This is a genomic window from Streptomyces fulvoviolaceus, assembly GCF_000718165.1.
GTDB classification, from domain to species: domain Bacteria; phylum Actinomycetota; class Actinomycetes; order Streptomycetales; family Streptomycetaceae; genus Streptomyces; species Streptomyces fulvoviolaceus.
On record NZ_JOEY01000156.1, the window covers coordinates 1 to 710 of the forward strand.

Genomic DNA, 710 nt, shown 5'->3' on the forward strand with positions numbered 1-710 from the left:
TCGATGCCCTTGGCTGTGGCCTGCTCAGGGGTGAGGGCCACTACCCGCTGCACGAAGATTCCCGGCAGGTGCACGGCGTCCGGGTCGATCGCGCCGGGCTCCACCAGCTCTTCCACCTCGGCGATGGTGATGCGGCCGGCCATGGCGGCGAGGGGGTTGAAGTTGCGGGTGGACTTGTTGAAGACGAGGTTGCCGTGCCGGTCGCCCCTGGCGGCGCGGACCAGGGCGAAGTCGGTGCGGATGCCGTGCTCCAGCACGTACGCGGTGCCGTCGAACTCCCGCACCTCCTTCGGCGGTGAGGCGAGGGCGACGCCGCCGGAGCCGTCGTAGCGCCAGGGCAGTCCGCCGTCGGCGACCTGGGTGCCCACCCCGGCGGGGGTGAAGAACGCGGGGATGCCGGCGCCACCCGCGCGCAGCCGTTCGGCGAGGGTGCCCTGGGGGATCATCTCGACCTCGAGTTCCCCGGACAGGTACTGGCGGGCGAACTCCTTGTTGGCGCCGATGTAGGAGCCGGTGACCCGGGCGATCCGCCCGGCGGCCAGCAGGATCGCCAGGCCGGAGTCCATCGCGCCGCAGTTGTTGGAGACCACCGACAGGCCGCTGACCCCCCGCTCGTACAGTGCCTGGATCAGTACGTTCGGCACACCGCTCAGCCCGAAGCCGCCCGCCGCGAGCGACGCGCCGTCCGGCACATCGGCCACGGCCTCCAG

The 710-nt window shown here is 72.0% G+C and carries 1 protein-coding gene; it reads right to left on the reverse strand.

Annotated features, from left to right (window positions below):
• A partial coding sequence (locus tag IG08_RS0153285) for a CoA transferase subunit A (RefSeq protein WP_030622150.1) occupies positions 1 to 710 on the reverse strand: 710 nt, incomplete at its 3' end.